This is a genomic window from Polaromonas sp., from assembly GCF_013817205.1.
Taxonomy (GTDB): Bacteria; Pseudomonadota; Gammaproteobacteria; order Burkholderiales; family Burkholderiaceae_C; genus Polaromonas.
Genome location: NZ_JACDDD010000011.1, coordinates 1 through 14285 on the forward strand (window position 1 = coordinate 1; position 14285 = coordinate 14285).

13 protein-coding genes are annotated in these 14285 nt (G+C 62.5%); 7 read left to right on the forward strand and 6 right to left on the reverse strand.

Going from position 1 to position 14285, the window contains the following annotated elements; genetic code table 11:
* Positions 1 to 1029, forward strand: a 1029-nt coding sequence (locus H0W47_RS04260) for a diguanylate cyclase (protein ID WP_296921179.1), incomplete at its 5' end; no start/stop codon positions are given.
* A 6-nt stretch (positions 1030 to 1035) separates the two neighbouring features.
* Here the strand turns inward: H0W47_RS04260 and H0W47_RS04265 are convergent.
* Positions 1036 to 1503: an Lrp/AsnC family transcriptional regulator gene (locus H0W47_RS04265; protein WP_296921181.1), complete on the reverse strand. Its 468-nt coding sequence runs from the start codon at positions 1501 to 1503 to the stop codon at positions 1036 to 1038.
* A 101-nt stretch (positions 1504 to 1604) separates the two neighbouring features.
* On the opposite strand from H0W47_RS04265, the gene mdeB reads away from it, so the two are divergent.
* Positions 1605 to 4298 carry an alpha-ketoglutarate dehydrogenase gene (gene mdeB / locus H0W47_RS04270; RefSeq protein ID WP_296921183.1) on the forward strand — a complete coding sequence of 898 codons (2694 nt, stop codon included), beginning with the start codon at positions 1605 to 1607 and terminating at the stop codon, positions 4296 to 4298.
* An 86-nt stretch (positions 4299 to 4384) separates the two neighbouring features.
* Here mdeB and H0W47_RS04275 read toward each other — a convergent pair whose 3' ends face one another.
* The 3 genes from H0W47_RS04275 to H0W47_RS04285 all read right to left on the reverse strand — a co-directional run bounded on the left by H0W47_RS04275 (position 4385) and on the right by H0W47_RS04285 (position 6988).
* A complete protein-coding gene (locus H0W47_RS04275) occupies positions 4385 to 4939 on the reverse strand; it encodes a fasciclin domain-containing protein (RefSeq protein ID WP_296921185.1) in 555 nt (184 codons plus the stop codon).
* 146 nt (positions 4940 to 5085) lie between these two features.
* Positions 5086 to 5679, reverse strand: coding sequence for a phosphoribosylglycinamide formyltransferase (gene purN, locus H0W47_RS04280; RefSeq protein WP_296921187.1), 594 nt, complete (start codon positions 5677 to 5679; stop codon positions 5086 to 5088).
* Positions 5680 to 5701: 22 nt separating this feature from the next.
* The gene (locus H0W47_RS04285) at positions 5702 to 6988 is read right to left on the reverse strand and encodes an MFS transporter (protein ID WP_296921189.1); all 1287 of its coding nucleotides are present in this window, start codon (positions 6986 to 6988) and stop codon (positions 5702 to 5704) included.
* 62 nt (positions 6989 to 7050) lie between these two features.
* Between H0W47_RS04285 and H0W47_RS04290 the strand changes: the two genes are divergently transcribed.
* From H0W47_RS04290 to H0W47_RS04305, 4 genes are all read left to right on the forward strand, one after another.
* A complete protein-coding gene (locus H0W47_RS04290; protein ID WP_296921191.1) occupies positions 7051 to 8256 on the forward strand; it encodes an acyl-CoA dehydrogenase family protein in 1206 nt (401 codons plus the stop codon).
* 17 nt (positions 8257 to 8273) lie between these two features.
* A complete protein-coding gene (locus tag H0W47_RS04295) occupies positions 8274 to 9389 on the forward strand; it encodes an acyl-CoA dehydrogenase family protein (RefSeq protein ID WP_296921193.1) in 1116 nt (371 codons plus the stop codon).
* Positions 9390 to 9423: 34 nt separating this feature from the next.
* Positions 9424 to 10803: an alpha/beta fold hydrolase gene (locus tag H0W47_RS04300; protein ID WP_296921195.1), complete on the forward strand. Its 1380-nt coding sequence runs from the start codon at positions 9424 to 9426 to the stop codon at positions 10801 to 10803.
* 341 nt (positions 10804 to 11144) lie between these two features.
* Entirely contained in the window at positions 11145 to 12125 is a 981-nt protein-coding gene (locus tag H0W47_RS04305; protein ID WP_296921197.1) for an IS5 family transposase, read from the forward strand.
* A gap of 104 nt (positions 12126 to 12229) precedes the next feature.
* On the opposite strand, the gene H0W47_RS04310 is transcribed toward H0W47_RS04305, so the two are convergent.
* Together H0W47_RS04310 and H0W47_RS04315 are read right to left on the reverse strand one after the other, a co-directional pair.
* A complete protein-coding gene (locus tag H0W47_RS04310) occupies positions 12230 to 12430 on the reverse strand; it encodes a hypothetical protein (protein WP_296921199.1) in 201 nt (66 codons plus the stop codon).
* A gap of 82 nt (positions 12431 to 12512) precedes the next feature.
* The gene (locus H0W47_RS04315; RefSeq protein WP_296921201.1) at positions 12513 to 13070 is read right to left on the reverse strand and encodes an HNH endonuclease; all 558 of its coding nucleotides are present in this window, start codon (positions 13068 to 13070) and stop codon (positions 12513 to 12515) included.
* Between the two features lie 160 nt (positions 13071 to 13230).
* Between H0W47_RS04315 and H0W47_RS04320 the strand changes: the two genes are divergently transcribed.
* Positions 13231 to 14241 (forward strand): bifunctional riboflavin kinase/FAD synthetase, encoded by a 1011-nt coding sequence (locus tag H0W47_RS04320; RefSeq protein ID WP_296921203.1) that lies wholly within the window; start codon positions 13231 to 13233, stop codon positions 14239 to 14241.
* Positions 14242 to 14285: the final 44 nt, after the last annotated feature.

Genomic DNA, 14285 nt, shown 5'->3' on the forward strand with positions numbered 1-14285 from the left:
AGCTATGCCCGCAGTAGCCACCCACCTATCTACAGGCTGCTGCTGGCCGTCACCGCCGGCAGCCTGTTGATGGCGGGGCTGATGGCGATGGACCGGAACTTCATTCCGCGCGACCTGCGCAACCTGAGGCTGGCGTTCGCCACCTTGTCGATTCTGGGCAGTCTGCTCTGGATGTCCGTGCGCGGACAGGCCTGGAACCTGCTTCTGCTGATGGGCATCGCGCCCATCGCACTGGCGGCGCTGGCGCGCATCTTCCACAACGCGCGCTGGTTCATGAACATCGAGGCCGCGCAGGCTGCCGGCGTGCTGTCGGCCATGGTCGGCCTGCTCTGGATCTTTTTTGTGCTGGCCTGGCGAAGCCGGGCGGCGCTGTTTTCCAACCATCGCATTGCTGCCCTTGCCAACTACGATCCGGCCAGCGGATTGATGCTGCCACGGGTGATCGACAACCGGCTGGCGCAAATGCTGCTGCGCGCACGCCGTCGGCGTTCGGCATGCGGCATCATGCTGGTGAGCTGGCTGGACCAGGCGTCCAGCCCCGACGAACTCAACGACAACAAGCGCAGCGTCGCGCTGTCGCGTGTCGGGGAAATCCTGCGTCGCGCGGCACGCGACATGGACACAGTGGTGCGATATGAAGAAAACCTGTTCCTGATGCTGATCGAAGGCCCGGTCAACCGCGAGGCCGTATCCGAGGTGTCTACCAAGATTCTGGCCGACTGCATTCGACTGTCTGACAAGCTCGACGAGCCCAACGCCTTCAACCTGCACATTGCCATATGGCACGGCACGCCCGAGCACCCTACCGGCCAGCAAATCATTGACAGCCTGAAAAGCCGGCTGCGGCGCATGCGCCCGGGACCGAAGAAGTATGTCCAGTTTGTCGACAGCGCCGGCGAACTGGCGAGCCTTCCGCCTGAAGAATGCATACGACCAGTGGATCTGGTAGCCAAAATCAACGCCATCGAGGTTTCGCATCCAGCGCTGAATGACAGCGAGACCGAGCCGCAGCGCACCCCGGTAGCCTGAGCCGGGTCAGGCGGCCGGCAGCGGCAAGGCGGTCTTGTACCTGACCTGCTTGAGCGCGAAGCTCGAACGTATCTTGTCGATGCCCGGAATCGGGGTGAGTTGTTCCAGAATGAATTTTTCCAGCGCGCCCATGTCGGCCACCGCCACGCGGATCAAGTAATCGCTGTCGCCCGTCATCAGGTAGCACTCCATCACCTCGTCGTGTTCGGCAATGCGCCGCTCAAACTCGGCCAGTGATTCCTTGCTCTGTGAACGCAGGCTGATGGAGATGAACACCATCAGGCCCAGCCCCAGCGCGACCGCATTGACGATGGCCACATACCGGTCAATCACCCGAGCCGCTTCCAGCGCCTTGACGCGGGCCAGGCAGGGCGACGGGCTCAGGTGAACGCGCCTGGCCAACTCGACATTGGACAGCGCTCCGTCGCGCTGCAGCTCGTCCAGAATACGTAAGTCAATGGCATCCAGCTTCATATTCCAAAAATCTCATTGTTGGCGGCATTTTATGCTTCACAATCCGCGTGCGCGACGCGTCACGGTCACTCATGCCGCGCACTTCTGCGTATATTGGGTCCATGAATGCACCCCTGCCACTGCACACCCTTCTGCACGACACGCCCTCCCCCCCGCCGCCCGACACCGACCCCCAGGAAACCGCCGAGTGGCGTGAGGCCTTCACCGCGCTGGCCGCAACGCAGGGCCAGGCGCGCGCCCGCTTTGTGCTCGACCAACTGGCGCGGCTGGCGCGCGAGCAGCGCGTCGGCTGGACGCCGGAGCTGTCCACGCCCTACGTCAACAGCATCAGCGTTGATGAGCAGCCAGTGTTCCCCGGCGACCTGGCGATCGAGGAGCGGCTGGCCTCGCTGATGCGCTGGAACGCGTTGGCCATGGTGGTGCGCGCCAATCAGGCCGAATCCGGTGGCTCGGCCGAACTGGGCGGCCACATCGCCAGTTATGCGAGTGCGGCCGACCTGTTTGAAACCGGTTTCAACCACTTCTTCCACGCGCGTGAAGGGCTGAATGAGGGTCAGCATCGTGGCGACCTGGTGTTTTTTCAGCCGCACAGCGCACCCGGCGTGTATGCGCGCGCCTACCTCGAAGGCCGGCTCGACCAGAAGGATCTCGGTTTTTACCGGCAGGAGCTGTCGGCGCCGGCGCACGGCGACGGTTCGGCCAGAGGCCTGTCGAGCTACCCGCACCCTTACCTGATGCCGGACTTCTGGCAGTTCCCCACTGGCTCCATGGGCATAGGGCCGATCAGCTCGATTTACCACGCGCGTTTCATGCACTACCTGACGCACCGCCGCCTGCTCGACTGCGGCGGGCGCAAGGTCTGGGGCGTGTTTGGCGACGGCGAGATGGACGAACCCGAATCGATGAGCGCCCTGACCCTGGCTGCACGCGAAGGCCTCGACAACCTGGTCTGGGTCGTCAACTGCAACCTGCAGCGGCTCGACGGCCCGGTGCGCGGCAACGGCCGCATCATCGACGAGCTGGAAAAACTGTTTTTGGGGTCCGGCTGGAAGGTCATCAAGCTGGTCTGGGGCAGCGACTGGGACGGCCTGTTCGCGCGCGATCTGACGGGTGCGCTGACCCAGGCTTTTGCCCACACGGTGGACGGCCAGATGCAGACCTTTGCCGCGAAAGACGGACGCTTTAACCGCGACAACTTCTTCGGCCAGAACGAAGAACTCGCCCGACTGGCGCAAGGCATGACAGACGAGCAGATCGACCGACTCAAGCGCGGGGGCCATGACCTGGTGAAAATCCATGCGGCTTATGCGGCGGCAGCCAACCATAGCGGCCAGCCCACGGTCATCCTGGCGCACACCAAAAAAGGCTACGGCATGGGCAGCGCCGGCCAGGGAAAAATGACCACGCATTCGCAGAAAAAGCTCGACGGCGCGGACCTCATCGAGTTTCGCAATCGCTTCAACCTGCCGCTGTCCGACGAACAGGCGACCAGCCTCAGCTTCTATAAACCCGCCGCCGACAGCCCGGAGATGACCTACCTGCATGCGAGGCGCCAGGCACTTGGCGGCTACCTGCCCAAACGCGAAACCACTGCCGATACCGTGGTTCTACCCGCCCTGCCGGCATACGCCCAATTCGCGCTGACAGCTGGCGGCAAGGAAATGAGCACCACCATGGCTTTTGTGCGCATGCTGGGCGGCCTGCTCAAGGACGCGTCACTCGGCCCCAGGATCGTTCCCATCGTTGCGGACGAAGCACGCACCTTCGGCATGGCCAACCTGTTCAAGCAGGTGGGTATTTATTCGAGTGTGGGCCAGAAGTACGCGCCGGAAGACATCGGCTCGGTGCTCAGCTACCGCGAGGCACTCGATGGCCAGATCCTCGAAGAAGGCATCAGCGAAGCCGGCGCGCTGGCCAGTTGGACGGCGGCAGCCACCAGCTACAGCGTGCACGGGCTGGCGATGCTCCCCTTCTACATCTACTACTCGATGTTCGGCTTTCAGCGCGTCGGCGACCAGATCTGGGCCGCCGCCGACCAGCGCGCACGTGGTTTTTTGCTGGGCGCGACCTCGGGCCGCACCACGCTGGGCGGCGAAGGGCTGCAGCACCAGGACGGCTCCAGCCATCTGGTGGCTGCGACCATTCCCAATTGCAAGGCCTGGGACCCGGCCTTTGCCTGCGAGCTGGCGGTGATCATCGACCAGGGCATACGCGAGATGATGGTGGAACAACAGGACGTGTTTTATTACGTCACCCTGATGAATGAAAACTACGCCCAGCCCGATCTGCGGCCCGGCGCGGAAGCTGACATTCTCAGGGGTTGCTATTATTTTGATAGCTATTCACGCCCGCCAGACGAGGGCCAAGCCCCGAAAACGCTTCAAAAAGTGACCTTGATGGGTTCCGGGGCCATTTTGACCGAGGTCATCAAAGCAGCGCAGCAACTGGCCGCCCAAGGTGTGGATGCCGCGGTCTACAGCGTGACCAGCTGGAGCGAACTCGCGCGCGACGGCGCCGCCCGCCAGCAGCGCGCGCTGGCCGGTGAAGCAGCGACTCAGGCCTTCATCGCGCAGCAACTGGCAGCCAGTAAGGGCCCCATCATCGCCGCCACCGACTACGTGCGCGCCGTACCCGAGAGCATTCGCGCTTTCCTGCCGCCGGGCCGCAGCTATCTGACGCTGGGCACCGACGGTTTCGGCCGAAGCGACACACGCGCTGCGCTGCGCGGGTTCTTCGGCGTGGATGCGGCCAGCATCGTGAGGGCGGCGCTGCATCAGCTTTCACAAGCGCAGTAATTTGCCAGACAAAAAAATCCCCGCTCGGCGCAAGCCGTGCGGGGGTTTTTCATTTCAGACCCGCCGCCGGGGGGGGCGGGGCGGAATTATTTGGGCATCAGAACCTTGTTGATCACATGGATCACGCCATTGGATTGGTACACGTTGGCGATGGTCACGGTCGCGGTGCCACCTTTTTCGTCAGTCACCATCACTTTGCCACCCTTCATTTTGGCAGTCAGCGATCCGCCTGCAACGGTCTTGAGTGAAGCAGAGCCTTTGCCATCTGCAATCGCTTTTTTAAGCGCGGCTGCGTCCATCTTGCCTGCCACCACGTGGTAGGTCAGGATGCCGGTCAACATCTCCTTGTTCTCAGGCTTGAGCAGTGTGTCCACCGTGCCAGCTGGCAGCGCGGCGAAGGCTTTGTTGACAGGTGCAAAAACCGTGAAGGGACCCGCACCTTTGAGTGTGTCCACCAGGCCAGCAGCCTTGACGGCGGCCACCAGTGTGGTGTGGTCTTTCGAGTTGACGGCGTTATCAATGATGTCTTTGGAAGGCAGCATGGGCGCGCCGCCCACCATGACTTTCGCGAATGAGGGGGCAGCTGCCATGGACATGGCAATAGCAAGGCCGATGGAAGCCAGTTTGTGTTTCGTTTGCATGTGAATACCTTTGAGGAAGTTGAACAATCAGCCGACATCCGGAAGGGAGATCAACGGCTGAGTTGAATACGGGCTCATCCGCCGCCTGGATTCAACAGTTTCAACAACTCAGGTATTGGCTCGGTATCTTTTTGTGTCGGTGGCGCTCAGGGCTCGTCCTGCAGCCAGCGGCGCACCGCCAGCGGGTAGAGCCTGTGCTCTTCGATCAGCACCCGTGCGGCGAGTGTGTCGGCAGTGTCGCCCGGCAGCACCGGCACCACTGCCTGCGCGAGGATGGGGCCGTGATCGAGCTCGGCCGTGACCTGGTGCACGGTGCAACCGGCTTGCGCGCAGCCCGCGTCAATGGCGCGCTGGTGCGTGTTCAGGCCGGGGAATGCCGGCAACAGCGAGGGGTGGATATTGATCAATCGTCCCGCATAGTGGCCGACAAAACCCGGCGTGAGGATGCGCATGAACCCGGCCAGCACCACGAGCGCCGGCTGGTGACCGTCAATCAGTTGCATCAGGGCGGCGTCAAAGGCCTCACGCGACTCGAAGGCCCGGTGGTCCAGCGCCTGCGCCGCCACGCCCAGCGACTGCGCAAGCTGCAGGCCGGCCGCGTCGGGCCGGTTGCTGATCACGGCCGCGACCGTCGCGCCAAACTGCTCCTGCCATCCTTGCTGCTGCGCGGTCTGAACAATGGCGGCCATATTGGAGCCGCTGCCGGAAATCAGGATGACGATGTTTTTGGGGAGAGGCATAAAGAGAAAAACCTGTGCTCAATTATCGCGGTGATGCGCGGGACGCCGGCCGACGCGCCAGCGCAAACAAGCCGAAAGACACCACCCCCATGCCCACCAGCCCCCAGAGCAGGCCGGTGTAGCCGCCCAACCCCACCAGCACCCAGGCCGCCAGAAAGGGCGCAGCGGCGCGCGTGCACAGCGCGATGCCCGACATGGCGCCGCCGATACGACCCACATGTTCGCGGCCGTAAAAATCCGGCACGATGTTGCTGCGCACGATGGTGATCAGCCCGTTGGCCACGCCGAAGAGCACCGCAAAGGCGAGCAGCACCGCAGGCTCGCGGCCCAGCGCGAACAGCGCCAGCGACACAGGAAACAGCGCAAATACGGCGAGCCCCAGCGTGCGTTGGTTCAGCGCACGCCCCAGCCATAAAAAGGCGAAGCGCCCCGCTACCTGCGCCGGGCCGAACCAGACCATCACGGCCACCGCCTCGGTCTGCGTCAACCCGCGTGATTCGAAGGCCGGCATTAGATGGGACCAGATGGTCGAGATCGCAAAGATATAAAAGGTGAAGGCAGCCGTCAGCAGCCAGAAGGTAGAGCCCTGCATGGCCTCGCGCAATGTCGCCTGGTCTTGCGTCACTTCCGCCGGCGCGGCGCCGGCTGCCCGGGGGCGCTTCCACGCCCCGCGCAGCACCCACGCATGCAGCGGGGCCACCAGCAACAGGGTCAGCGCCATCACCAGCAGCGCGGGCCGCCAGCCCAGGCGGGCCTGCAGCCAGGCCACCGCCGGAAACGACAGGGTGCTGGCAAAACCGCCGACCAGCGTGAGGGTCGTGATGCCCTGCCGATAACGCTCGGGGAAGCGTTTGGTGATCTCCATGAAGGCGGGCTCGTACAGCGTCATCGCCATGGCCAGCCCCAGCACCGCCCAGGCCGCGTACAGCAGCGGCAGGCTGTGCGCCTGCGACCAGAGCGCGCAACCGACCGCGCCCAGCAGTGCGCCACCCGTCAGCACCGCACGACCGCGCCCGCGATCAATCGCCGCGCCCACCGCATAAGTCGCCAGCCCCCAGACCATCAGGCCCAGCGTGAAGGCACCCATGATGTCGGGCTGGCTCCAGCCCATGTCGCGCTGCATGGGCAGCACAAAGGAGGCAAAGCCGTAATACAAAATCGCCCAGACAAGAATCTGGCCGACACTGAGGGCGCTGATGATGGTGCGGTAAGACGGCAAGATGCGTCGATTATCCGGGCAGGCCCGGGCTTGCAGCGCCTGCGGGTTCTGCAAGGCGGAATCGCTCGCTATTTGTCCCAACTGGGACATAAAATTCCGAACGACCGTGCTAAAAATGTGAAGTTACCGAACCAATTGGAGACATGCCGTTTATGGATCTAGCTTTCACCCCTGAAGAACAAAAATTTCGCGAAGACATACGCGCCTGGGTGGGTGCCAACCTGCCGGCTGATATCTCGCACAAGGTGCACAACGCCCTGCGCCTTAGCCGCGACGACATGCAGCGCTGGGCAAAAATTCTCGGCAAAAAAGGCTGGCTGGGCCACGGCTGGCCCACAGAGTTCGGCGGTCCGGGCTGGAACGCAGTGCAAAAACACCTGTTCGAGGAAGAGTGCGCGCTGGCCGGTGCGCCACGCGTCGTGCCCTTCGGCCCGGTGATGGTTGCGCCGGTGATCATGGCCTTCGGCACGCCCGAGCAGCAGCAGCGCTTCTTGCCCGGCATCGGCAGCGGTGACGTTTGGTGGAGCCAGGGTTACAGCGAGCCGGGTTCTGGCTCCGACCTGGCGTCAGTCAAATGCCGCGCTGAACGCGTCGGCGACAAATACATCGTCAACGGCCAGAAGACCTGGACCACGCTGGGTCAGTACGGCGAGTGGATTTTCTGTCTGGTGCGCACCAGCACCGAAGGCAAACCCCAGACCGGCATCAGCTTTTTGCTGATCGACATGAAGTCGCCCGGCGTTACTGTGCGGCCCATCGTGCTGCTCGACGGCGAGGCCGAGGTCAACGAGGTCTGGTTCGACAACGTCGAGGTGCCGGCCAACAACCTGGTCGGCGAAGAAAACAAGGGCTGGACCTACGCCAAACACCTGCTCAGCCACGAACGCACCAACATCGCCGACGTGAACCGCGCCAAACGCGAGCTGGAGCGCCTCAAGCGTATTGCCAAGGCCGAAGGTGTGTGGGACGACATGCGTTTCCGGGACGAAATCGCCAAACTCGAAGTGGATGTGGTCGCGCTGGAGATGCTGGTGCTGCGCGTGTTGTCGGCCGAGAAGTCCGGCAAGAACTCACTGGACATCGCCGGCTTGCTCAAGATTCGCGGCAGCGAAATCCAGCAGCGCTACAGTGAACTGATGATGCTGGCCGCCGGCCCCTTCAGCCTGCCCTTCATCGAGGAAGCCATGGAAGCCGGCTGGCAGGGCGACGCTACTGCAGGGGCGCTCGGTGGATTTCCCGGCGGCGTCGTCGCCAATGCGCCGCTGGCCTCGACCTATTTCAACCTGCGCAAGACCACGATCTACGGCGGTTCGAATGAAGTTCAGCGCAATATCGTTTCGCAGTTCGTGCTCGGCTGACCAGAAGGAACAACAACATGGATTTCGATTTCACTGACGACCAGGAGCAACTGCGCGACGCCGTCCGCAAATGGGTGGACAAGGGCTACGACTTCGAGCGCCGCCGCGGCATCGCCAAGGCCGGCGGTTTCTCGCGCGAGGCTTACGGCCAGCTCGCCGAACTCGGCCTGTGCGGCCTCTACATCCCGGAAGCCAACGACGGCATGGGCATGGGCCCGGTCGAGGGCATGGTGGTGATGGAAGAGCTGGGACGCGGCATCGTGGCCGAACCGCTGGCCCAGTCGCTGATTGCCGGCGCTGTGCTCTCGGGTTACGCGCCCGAAGACGTCAAGGCCACGTGGCTACCAAAGATTGCCAGCGGCGAAGCCCTCGTGGTGCTGGCCTCGCAGGAGCGCAAGGCCCGCTACCAACTCGATGTTTGTGAGGCAAAAGCGACCTCAGCCCCCGCCGGCTGGACTTTGTCTGCTACTAAAAGCATAGTACCCGCCGGCGACCAGGCCGACGCATTCATCGTTCCGGCACAGGCCGACGGCAAGATCGCCTTGTTCTTGGTGGAACGCACGGCCCCTGGCGTCACCACCCGTGGCTACGTCACGCAGGATGGTGGCCGCGCCGCCGACGTGATGATCAAGGATGCGCCCGCGACACTGATCACGCTGGACGGGCTGACTGCTCTTGAGCATGGGACAGACATCGGCATCGCCGCCAGCTGCGCCGAAGCCGTCGGCGTGATGGACAAAACCCTGGCCATCACCGTCGAGTACATGAACACCCGCAAGCAGTTCGGCGTCTTCATCAGCAGCTTCCAGGCACTGCGCCACCGCGTGGCGGACATGAAGATGTACTTGGAGCTGGCCCGCTCCATGAGTTACTACGCATCGCTCAAGCTCAATGCACCGGCCGCAGAACGCCGCGCCGCGATGGCCCGCGCCAAGTACCAGCTCGGCATTTCCATGCGTTTTGTCGGCCAGCAGGCGGTACAGCTACACGGCGGCATCGGCGTGACCGACGAGTACATCGTCAGCCACTACTTCAAGAAGCTGACGCAGCTGGAAATGACATTCGGCGATACGCTGCATCACTTGGGTGAGGTCTCGGCCCGCATGCAAGACACAGCAGGCGTTTTCGCCTGATCACGATCACAACAACAACAATCAGGAGACAACCATGACAACTCGCCGCACGCTCTTCACCCTGGTCGCCAGCACCTTGTTGCTGGCCGCCTGCGCCACATCACCCACACCCGAACAACACCCGCCGATTGTGTTTGTGCATGGCAACGGCGACACCGCAGCACTGTGGCAGACCACGATCTGGCGTTTTGAGTCGAACGGCTGGCCGCGCGAGCGCCTGCACGCGATCGATGTGCCCTACCCTGTGGCACGCGACGACGACGGCAAGGCCCAGCCTGGCCGCACATCGACCGCCGAGCACATGGCCTTCCTGAAGTCCGAGGTCGACAAGGTGCTGCAAGCCACGGGCGCGCGCCAGGTTGTGCTGGTCGGCAACTCCCGCGGCGGCAACGCCATCCGCAACTACATCTACAACGGCGGCGGCGCTTCACGCGTGAGCCATGCCGTCCTGGGCGGTACACCGAATCACGGCGTGCAGGCCATCAAGGGTTTTCGCGAGTTCAATGAATTTGCCGGCACCGGCCCCTTCCTGACCGGGCTCAACGCACCGAAAAACGCCGCCGGCGACGAAGTCAGCGGCCCAGTCAAGTGGCTGACCCTGCGCTCGGACAACAACGACAAGTTTGCCCAGCCTGACGGCCTCTGGATAGGCGCAAAAGGCACACCGACCAATGTGACTTTTGACGGGCCTGCGCTCAAGGGCGCGACTAATATCGTGCTGCCGCGCGTCGATCACCGCGAGACCTCGTTTTCGCCCGCCGCCTTTGAGGCGACCTACCGCTTCATCACCGGCAAGGCCCCACAGACCCTGGCCATCCAGCCTGAAACACCCATCATGCTCAACGGCAAGCTCGCCGGCCTGGGCCTGAGCCCGACCGACCCGGCCTCCGGCAACTACACCAACAACCTGCCACTGCCCGGCGCGCAACTGATGGTCTACGCCACCGACCCCGCCACCGGAGCACGTGTAGGCAACGCCGTCCACAGCAAAACCGTCGGCACCGACGGCATGTGGGGGCCCTTCACCGCGCAGCCAGGTGTTCCATACGAGTTCGCGATACAGGCCACCGGTTATGCCACCACCCACATTTACCGCAGCCCCTTCCCGCGCTCCAGCAAGATCATCAACCTGCGCGCAGAGCGCATCCCCGAGGCCGACAAGGCCGCCAAATCCACGATCACGATGACCCGCCCGCGCGGCTACTTCGACGCGCAGCGTGACAGGATGATGTTTGACAGCCAAGCCGCACTGCCGGGTGTGCCCCCTGCAGGCGCCGGCGTTTCAAGCTCGAAAATCAATCTCCTGCAAGAAGGCATGCGCCCGATTTCAGCAGACTTCAATGGAGAAAAGATCACCGGGCAGACCTGGCCGGTGAGCGGCAACCATGTGGTGGTGCTGGAGTTGACTTACTGAGTTTCTGGACTCAACGGCGATTTGGCGCACCAGTCAGGCGCCACGCCGCGTACTCAGTTTGTAGCCCACAAGGCAGAGAAACAGCCCAACCCCCGACCACAGGCAGAACGCAAAAAATTTTGCCGCTGTTTCGCCGAACAATTGGGCGGCCAACAGTGTGAGTCCGCACAAGGCGCGACATGTACCGCTGCCATCAGGCATGGGTTGATTACCGATGATGAAACCCAATCCGTAGAATGCGCAAAATATGCCTACAAGACCCAAGGCGATGCCTAGGGAAGGTCTGAACAAGTCCACCAATCATGCCGTCGCGCGTTGATTGATGCAAGGGAGACTGGGCGATGAGCCAAATCAGTTTTGCGGATGCGGAGTATGCCGGTAAGCGCAAGAAGACCCGGCGCGAGGTGTTCCTCGAAGAGATGGAGCTGGTAGTGCCGTGGAAGGTGCTGCTCAAGATCATTGAGCCGCACTACCCGGTGGCCGGCCGCGGCCGCAGGCCGTACGCGCTGGAGTCGATGCTGCGGGTGCACCTGATGCAGAACTGGTTTGCACTCTCCGACCCGGCGATGGAAGAGGCACTGTACGAGATCGCCTCGCTTCGCAGCTTTGCGCGCCTGAGCTTGAACGAACCGATTCCGGACGAGACGACCATCCTGAACTTCCGCCACCTGCTGGAGGCCAACGATTTGGCCGACGACATGCTCAAGGTGGTCAACGCGCTACTGGCGCGCAAGGGCCTGCTGCTCAAGCGCGGTTCCATCGTTGACGCCACCATCATTGCCGCGCCCAGTTCCACGAAGAACGCTGACGGCGAGCGTGATCCTGAGATGCATCAGACCAAGAAGGGCAACCAGTGGTTCTTCGGCATGAAGGCCCACATCGCAGTAGACGCGGATAGCGGCCTGGTGCACACCGTCACCACGACTGCAGCGAACGAGGCGGATGTCGAGCAGGTCGGCGATCTGCTGCATGGCAAGGAAGAACAGGTCTGGGCTGACTCCGGCTATCGCGGCGCGTCGAGCCGAGTGAAGCGCAATGTGCAGTGGCATATCGCTGCCAGGCCGAGCGATATTGCCAAGCTGCCTCAAGGCAGGGCCAAGACGAAGGTGCAGAAGGAAGAACACCGCAAGGCCAGCGTGTGCGCGAAGGTGGAGCATCCATTCCGCGTGATCAAGCGGCAATTCGGATTGGTGAAGGCCCGCTTTCGCGGGCTTGCAAAGAACACCGCGCACGTCGTCACGCTGTTTGCGCTGTCGAACTTGTGGATGGCGCGCAAACAGTTGATGGCGATGACGGGAGTGGTCCGTCCGAAAGCGGCATGAGGCGGGGAATGAGGCCAAAACTCCCTGACAACACGTATTGCAAGCGGCACTTGGCGCTCACGCGCCAACTTGATGCCCTCAACTTGCTCGTGAAGCAGGCTTGTTCAGACCTTCCCTAGCGAACTGAAGGTGGGTTGTTGGCTCGTCAATAACCGTTCTTCGGTCTGCTCTTTGAGAGCCAGCGTTAACGCCAGAAGAAAAGCAACAAAAACGAAAAATCCGAAGATCCTTGTCAGGTGAGGAACCGGCTGGAAAATCAGAACCGCCAGCCCAATTCCGCCCATCACAAGGATGACGAGCTGCAAGAGGATACGCAGAAATCTCATCGCGCCGGGCGATACAAGTAAAGGCGCAGGGCTTCGCGGTGGTCCGAGTTAGCCCGCGAACTCAAACCAGCAGCCGCGAGGTCCTAGGCACATGCGCCATCAGAAACTCCATCTGGTCCGCCAGAATGCGGCGGTTGCGCAGGATGAAGTCTTCCCACAGGCTGGGCACGTAAGGCGTGTAAAGCAGCGGCATGTGGGCCTGCTCGGGCGTGCGGCTGCTCTTGCGGTGGTTGCAGGCCCGGCAGGCGGTGACCACGTTCATCCAGGTGTCGATGCCGTTTTGCGCAAACGGGATGATGTGTTCGCGGGTCAGGTCTTCCTCATGGAAGTGGTCGCCGCAGTAGGCGCAGATGTTGCGGTCGCGGATAAACAGCTTGCCGTTGGTCAGCCCCGGCTTCAGGTTGAAGGGGTTGATGTTGGGCACGCCCTTGGTGCCGATGATGCTGTTGACGTTGATGATGGACTGGTTGCCGGTCACCGCATTGTGGCCACCGTGAAAGGTCGCCACCCGCGCACCCATCTCCCAGCGCACTTCCTCCGAGGCATAGTGCAACACGGCTTGTTCGAGGCTGATCCACGACTGTGGCAACCCCTGGGCTGAGAGCTTCAAGACCTTCAAACGAACCTCCACTGGTTTAAAAACGCATGGAACCGGACTTAAAAATACCTGACGCCTCAATATACAGCGAATTCATGACAAAGCTCACCGTGCAGGGGCTTTGGCCGCTTCAACCCGCACCCAGCCGACCTGTGGCGCTATTAAAACGATAATTGGCAGCATGCAGATCTTTCGCGGTTACCACCATCCCCGACTCGCAGCTCAATGCGCGCTGACCATAGGCAACTTCGATGGCGTGCACCGGGGCCACCAGGCCATGCTGGCGCTGCTGAAGAACGAGGCACAGCACCGGGGCGTGCCGAGTTGCGTGATGACTTTTGAGCCGCATCCGCGCGACTACTTCGCGGCGGTCACCCGCAAGCCCGAACTGGCACCGGCGCGTATTGCCACACTGCGCGACAAGCTGACCGAGCTGGCGCGTTGCGGCATCGACCAGTGTGTGGTGCTGCCTTTCAATGCGCGGCTGGCGGCTCAGCCGGCAGAAGACTTTATTGACGATGTGCTGATCAAGGGCCTGGGCGTGCGTTACGTACTGGTCGGCGACGACTTCCGCTTCGGCGCCAAACGCACGGGTGACTACACCATGCTGGATGCGGCGGGTGAGCGCCTGGGTTTTGACGTGGCACGCATGAACAGTTATGAAGTGAGCAACACACGGGTGTCGAGCTCGGCGGTGCGCGATGCGCTAGGGCAAGGCCAGATGAGTCGCGTGGCCAGTCTGCTGGGCCGGCCCTACAGCATCTCCGGCCACGTGGTGCACGGCCGCAAGCTGGGACGCGAGCTCGGTTTTCGCACCCTGAACCTGCGCTTTTCGCACTGGAAGCCTGCCGCCAGCGGGATTTTCGCAGTGCAGGTCTTCGGCCTGGGCCCGGACCCCCTGCCCGGCGTTGCCAACCTGGGTATACGCCCCACGCTTGACCCGGACGATGTCAACGGCGGGCGGGTGCTGCTGGAAACCCATTGCCTGGACTGGCCCGCCAGCCTGGGCGCCGAGGAGGCATACGGTAAAATCATCCGCGTGGAACTGCTACACAAACTGCACGACGAACTGAAGTACGACGGTCTGGACAGCCTCAAGGCGGGCATTGCCAGGGACTGCGATGACGCTCGGGCATTTTTTGCGTCCATGCACACGGAAACCAGCCGCCAGACGACGCGCGACCGAATTTAGACGATCTCGTCGCCCCTGGCCCCGCCACTCTCCGGCGCAAGGCT

Bases quoted from the DNA above. Each gene is read 5' to 3' on its own strand.
- H0W47_RS04265 (WP_296921181.1), bottom strand. From the start codon at position 1,503: ATGAAGCTGGATGCCATTGACTTACGTATTCTGGACGAGCTGCAGCGC.
- mdeB (WP_296921183.1), top strand. From the start codon at position 1,605: ATGAATGCACCCCTGCCACTGCACACCCTTCTGCACGACACGCCCTCC.
- H0W47_RS04275 (WP_296921185.1), bottom strand. From the start codon at position 4,939: ATGCAAACGAAACACAAACTGGCTTCCATCGGCCTTGCTATTGCCATG.
- purN (WP_296921187.1), bottom strand. From the start codon at position 5,679: ATGCCTCTCCCCAAAAACATCGTCATCCTGATTTCCGGCAGCGGCTCC.
- H0W47_RS04285 (WP_296921189.1), bottom strand. From the start codon at position 6,988: ATGTCCCAGTTGGGACAAATAGCGAGCGATTCCGCCTTGCAGAACCCG.
- H0W47_RS04290 (WP_296921191.1), top strand. From the start codon at position 7,051: ATGGATCTAGCTTTCACCCCTGAAGAACAAAAATTTCGCGAAGACATA.
- H0W47_RS04295 (WP_296921193.1), top strand. From the start codon at position 8,274: ATGGATTTCGATTTCACTGACGACCAGGAGCAACTGCGCGACGCCGTC.
- H0W47_RS04300 (WP_296921195.1), top strand. From the start codon at position 9,424: ATGACAACTCGCCGCACGCTCTTCACCCTGGTCGCCAGCACCTTGTTG.
- H0W47_RS04305 (WP_296921197.1), top strand. From the start codon at position 11,145: ATGAGCCAAATCAGTTTTGCGGATGCGGAGTATGCCGGTAAGCGCAAG.
- H0W47_RS04320 (WP_296921203.1), top strand. From the start codon at position 13,231: ATGCAGATCTTTCGCGGTTACCACCATCCCCGACTCGCAGCTCAATGC.